At 51.3% G+C, this 5188-nt stretch carries 5 protein-coding genes; 1 reads left to right on the top strand and 4 read right to left on the bottom strand.

Annotated features, from left to right (window positions below; translation table 11 throughout):
- Nucleotides 1–323 precede the first annotated feature (323 nt).
- Complete coding sequence (locus tag ACOJWD_RS00880; RefSeq protein WP_486991331.1) at nucleotides 324–1223, top strand: DMT family transporter; 900 nt, start codon at nucleotides 324–326, stop codon at nucleotides 1221–1223.
- Between the two features lie 169 nt (nucleotides 1224–1392).
- On the opposite strand, the gene ACOJWD_RS00875 is transcribed toward ACOJWD_RS00880, so the two are convergent.
- The 4 genes from ACOJWD_RS00875 to ACOJWD_RS00860 form a co-directional block, all read right to left on the bottom strand.
- Nucleotides 1393–2793 carry a class II fumarate hydratase gene (locus ACOJWD_RS00875; protein ID WP_486991330.1) on the bottom strand — a complete coding sequence of 467 codons (1401 nt, stop codon included), beginning with the start codon at nucleotides 2791–2793 and terminating at the stop codon, nucleotides 1393–1395.
- 268 nt (nucleotides 2794–3061) lie between these two features.
- The gene (locus tag ACOJWD_RS00870; RefSeq protein WP_486991329.1) at nucleotides 3062–3235 is read right to left on the bottom strand and encodes a hypothetical protein; all 174 of its coding nucleotides are present in this window, start codon (nucleotides 3233–3235) and stop codon (nucleotides 3062–3064) included.
- 68 nt (nucleotides 3236–3303) lie between these two features.
- Complete coding sequence (locus ACOJWD_RS00865; RefSeq protein WP_486991328.1) at nucleotides 3304–4398, bottom strand: ABC transporter ATP-binding protein; 1095 nt, start codon at nucleotides 4396–4398, stop codon at nucleotides 3304–3306.
- 161 nt (nucleotides 4399–4559) lie between these two features.
- On the bottom strand, nucleotides 4560–5188 hold a 629-nt coding region (locus ACOJWD_RS00860; protein WP_486991327.1), incomplete at its 5' end, for a PfkB family carbohydrate kinase.

Genomic DNA, 5188 nt, shown 5'->3' with positions numbered 1-5188 from the left:
TCTCCATGACTCTGTTCAATCGTTGGTCGTTCTTGTACTTCATCTTGCGTGGCATGATGATATAGTTTTCAAGGACCGAGACTGTCTTGCGACAGCATCACGTATATTATCACCGGGCGTCGACGCTTTCAAACCTAATTACAGGCCAAAAAATCGCACTGTCGTCAATTTCTCTGGTAATGTGCATGTTTTCGTTTAAAATCTACTAAATCCACGACATTCAAATGTCTCATTATGATATGAGGTCGATGCCATCAATGCACTTATGGATAGCATATAGGAGAATCGTACAATCTATACCACAACGCGCCATAGGAATGAGCATGGTACTGATTAGTGCCACCTGTTGGGGTCTCTCAGGAACGGCCTCACAATTTCTTTTTAATCACGCCGTGGTATCGCCAAGTGAATTGGTCACCATCCGTATGGTATTGGCGGGCCTACTATTAGTGCTTGGTGGAATGTTAAAAAAACCCTCAACTACCCGGATCATGCTCCGGGATCGCCAGTCATGGATGGCACTGGTGACATTTGCCGTCATAGGCCTTTTCGGCGTTCAGTACACCTATTTCAAAGCCATTGACGACGGTAATGCCGCCAGTGCCACTCTATTGCAGTACCTGGGCCCACCTTTCATTGTGCTCTATTCGGCCTTAAGAGAAGGACACCGTCCTGCCAATCGTCAAACCTTAGCGCTAGCGCTGGCCCTTATAGGAACCGTGATGCTGGCCACAGGTGGCCACATAAATCACTTTAAGATGCCTATCGACGCCATCATGTGGGGCCTTCTCTCGGCTTTGTGTTTAGCCTTTTACACGCTCTATCCGTCCCCTCTAATTAAGCAGTTTGACTCCCTGAGTGTGGTAGGCGTGGGAATGCTCCTGGGTGGCATAGTCTCTTACCCCCTTATGCATCCGATATTGTTTCATTGGTCCCTATTCGACTGGGGATTAGTGGGGTTTGTTGTGGTATTTGGTACATTAGTGTCATTTTGGTTGTATCTATCCAGTCTGAACTACCTGACAGCTTCTGAAACAGGGTTATTGGCCAGCACAGAACCATTCGCAGCGGTCATGGCAGCCGTACTGCTTTTACATGTACGCCTCAATCCATTCGACATAGCCGGAGCGGTACTGATCCTACTGGCTGTAATTGAGCTCGCGCGCCCATCCAAAAAAGAACATCCGCGTCCTGCAGTATTCCATCGGTCACGAAATAATTAATTCAAATAAGACACAGCCGAGGCCTTGGGCGATCATTCTGAACCTTTATGGGGGCTTCGGCTCCACCTCACTCCGAAGGCCCCCGACCACAATGCTTGAAATGACGTTCTTGTGCCCAAGTATTGCCAGACGGCACGCTTTTTATGGGCGCTAGTCTTGCCGTCTCCCCTTATTCATCAACATGGGTCATCCGCTCTAAATCAAGGGCCTCATTTAACTGCGATTCCTCTAAAAGGCCTTGCTCGCGGACCACCTCACGCACCGTCTTCTGCTGAGAATAAGCAGTTTTGGCCACGACGGCTGCGCGATCATACCCGATATAGGGGTTTAAGGCGGTCGCAATCGCCGTACTCATTTCCACATAACCCGTAACCCGCTCACGATCCACCTCAAGGCCCACAAGCGCCTGCTGGTTAAAGGCATGAAGACCCTGCGCCAAAATATTAATCTCATGTAATACATTGTAGGCCACCACCGGCATCATCACGTTCAGTTCAAGCTGGGCTCCGGCCACCGCTGCTTGTACGGTCGCGTCATTGCCAATGACTTGATATACAATCATGTTCATCATTTCCGCCATCACCGGATTCACCTTACCAGGCATAATCGACGATCCCGGTTGAACGGCTGGTAGCTTTAATTCCGCCAGTCCGGTGCGCGGACCCGAACTAAGAAGTCGCAGATCATTGCTAATCTTCCCCACAGCCGTCGCTAATCCACGAACCACTCCCGACACATCGAGCACGGCATCCATGTTTTGGATGAAAGTGAACATGTTATCAGGCGGCACGAACGGTAGACCGGTCTTTTCCGCCACATTTTTAATGGCCGTCACCTTATACTGTGGATGCGCGTTGATACCCGTACCCACGGCGTTTCCTCCGAGTCCAATCGCATAAAGCTTTTGCAATGCCTCTTCGAGACTCCGCCGCCAATAGCGCAAAGCCCCTACCCAGCCACCCACTTCTTGACCGAGCCGCATCGGTACCGCATCTTGAAGATGGGTCCGTCCCGACTTCACAATCCCCATCCAATCATCCGCTTTTGACTGCAAAGTTCGCTCAACCTCTTCTATCGCCGGAAGGAGGTCATGATAAAGAGCCTCTGCGGCAGCGATATGGATCGCGACGTGAATCGTATCATTGGTGGACTGAGCCATGTTGACTTGGTCGTTTGGGTGCACCAGAGACACATCGCCCCGTTCTCCTGCCAGTAACTCTTGGGCTCGATTCGCAATGACTTCGTTGGCGTTCATATTCTGGGAGGTCCCCGCTCCAGCTTGATAAACGTCAACCACAAATTGATTGTCATGCTGTCCATCAATCACTTCATCAGCCGCGGTCATGATAGCCTCGGCCACACGTTCTGGGAGCTCTCCTAGTGACTCGTTGGCACGAGCCGCTGCCCACTTAATAATCCCTTGCGCTCGGATAAACCGTCGCGGCAATCTCAATCCACTGATAGGAAAATTCGCTATCGCCCGTTGTGTTTGCGGTCCCCATAAAGCCTCACTCGGCACACGCACTTCGCCCAGTGAATCATGACTCACTCGATATGTTTTTTTCATCATCAGCACTCCCTCCAAGCACACTCATCTTCCATTATCCATTGTACACAAAAGGGACGCTCGAGTAGGAGGGGGCGTTTCGCCCCCGACATCTCACACCACCGTACACGCGCTTTCGCATACGGCGGTTCATAAACACGACCTTCCTCCACACTCCGCCTCACGGCGCACTCCTTGCTGTTGGAAAACGGTAGTTGTGTCACTAATCCCGGTCAAAAAAGCCTTGGACCACTGCATGTCCAAGGCTTTGAATCGAGAGATTTCCGGTCGATTAGGATGTCGGCATGGATTCCATCTCATGTCGGGTTAGTGCCTCGTTCAAGAGCGTCCGCATCACCTCTGAGGGTGGTTGATGCGTATCCCGAGAAATTTTTTGCACGGCTCGAATCTGCCATGTATAAAGATAATAGTCCGCTCTTTTCTGATCCACTGGTCGTTTTTGCATCTTCGTAGCCCCCTTTGTTACGTATAACGCCGGAGACAAAGACAAGGTTACGACTTCCATTTTAAATTTTACCTGAAGCGAATCGACTCTTCCGTATCAGGATCAAAGGCATGCAGGCGACGGCCATCCATGTTCAGCGATACCGTATCGCCCACTCTTCCAGACCATTCGTTACTGGTTCGAATGACAAAGCTCGCAGCGCCAACGTCGCAATAGACAATATGCTCGTGACCCATCGGCTCGATTAATCTGACCGTCGCTCGGACTTCGCCATTTCCCGTCGAGGTGGAGAGCGAAATATCTTCTGGCCGAATACCCAGCGTTAATTCGCGTGAGGAAAGGGTTTTCAAAGCGGGCTGCAACTCTGATGGCAATCCAAACGTTTGCCCGTCTAATAAGGCGCCGATCTCGGTGCCGTTTTGTTGCAATGTGACATCAAAAAGGTTCATGGCAGGTGTCCCCACAAAGGTGGCCACGAATTCGTTCGCTGGTCGATGATAGATGCCTTCCGGTGTATCGACTTGCTGAACCAATCCATCTTTCATGACCACAATTCGGGTCCCCATGGTCATGGCTTCGGTTTGATCGTGCGTCACATAAAGGATGGTGGCCCCTAGCCGTTGATGCAAACGCTTCAATTCGACTCGTGTCTGCGTCCTCAACTTGGCATCCAAGTTAGACAAGGGTTCATCCATCAAAAAGGCCTTGGGTTCCCGAACGATGGCACGGCCCAACGCGACCCGCTGACGCTGTCCACCGGAAAGCTCCTTAGGCCGACGATTCAACAGTTGACCCAATCCCAATATATCTGCGGCATCTTTAACTCGTCGGTCAATGTCTGCCTTGGAGACGTGGTGCAACTTGAGACCGAACGCCATATTTTCATATACTGTCATGTGAGGATAGAGAGCATAATTCTGGAATACCATCGCAATGTCGCGATCTTTGGGTGGGAGTTGGCTAACGTCCTGGTCACCGATATGAATGCTCCCGCCACTTAACTCTTCTAGTCCTGCCACCATCCGTAAGGTTGTGGTCTTTCCGCACCCGGATGGACCCAATAGCACCAAAAATTCTTGATCCTCAATATCGAGATTCACATCGTTAACCGCTTTGACAGCGCCAAATTGCTTTGTCACATGTGTCAGTCGAACACTCGCCATACCCAATCCGCCCTTCCCGGATCTAATAAGATTCTCTCAGTCACTCTTTTTTCGAAAATTCCTACCACAACCACTCTAAGACGCAAACAACACCGACGTCAACCACTGCACCGGACGAAAGATATCGATGACAACATTGTCCTCCCACCCGGCCTACGACATTACGCTTTATCGAGCGAAGAACGTACATCCTCTAATCGGGCAAACGAAGGCTGTGCTCCTTTAATGGTGGTAGAAAGAGCCGCCGCGTGATTGGCCATTCCGATCGCGTCGGCGAGCGCATCCCCAGCATCCAGTCGTGCTGCCAAGGCCCCGGCAAATGCATCTCCGGCACCGACGGCATCAATGGCCGCCACGGCTTTCCCTGGGAGATAAAATACACTGCGAGCGGTCGCCCATACCACACCGTCTTTGCCAAGCTTCACGATCGCCACCTCTGCCCCCCGACTACGGAGTTGACGGGCAGCCGCCTTCGCAGAACGCACATCAGTAATTTTGCCATCGAGAATGGTCTCGGCCTCGAACTGGTTGGGTGCCAAAATATCCACTCGGTAGAATGACTTTGGTAAGCGCGCGACCGCCGGCGCTGGATCTAACATCACGCGAGCGCGGATCTTCTGCGCAATGCTGATGGCTTCTTCAACAACATCAAACGGGACCTCCAGTTGCAACAAGAGGATATCTTTTGACGACAGCACACTCTTTAAATCGTGCAACACATCCTGACCAATCGCCGCATTGGCACCCGGCACGACCGTTATGGCATTCTGCCCGCTGTCTTCCACCACTA

The sequence above is a fragment of the Sulfobacillus sp. TH-112 genome, assembly GCF_057473405.1.
This window is presented reverse-complemented; position numbering and strand designations above follow the sequence as displayed.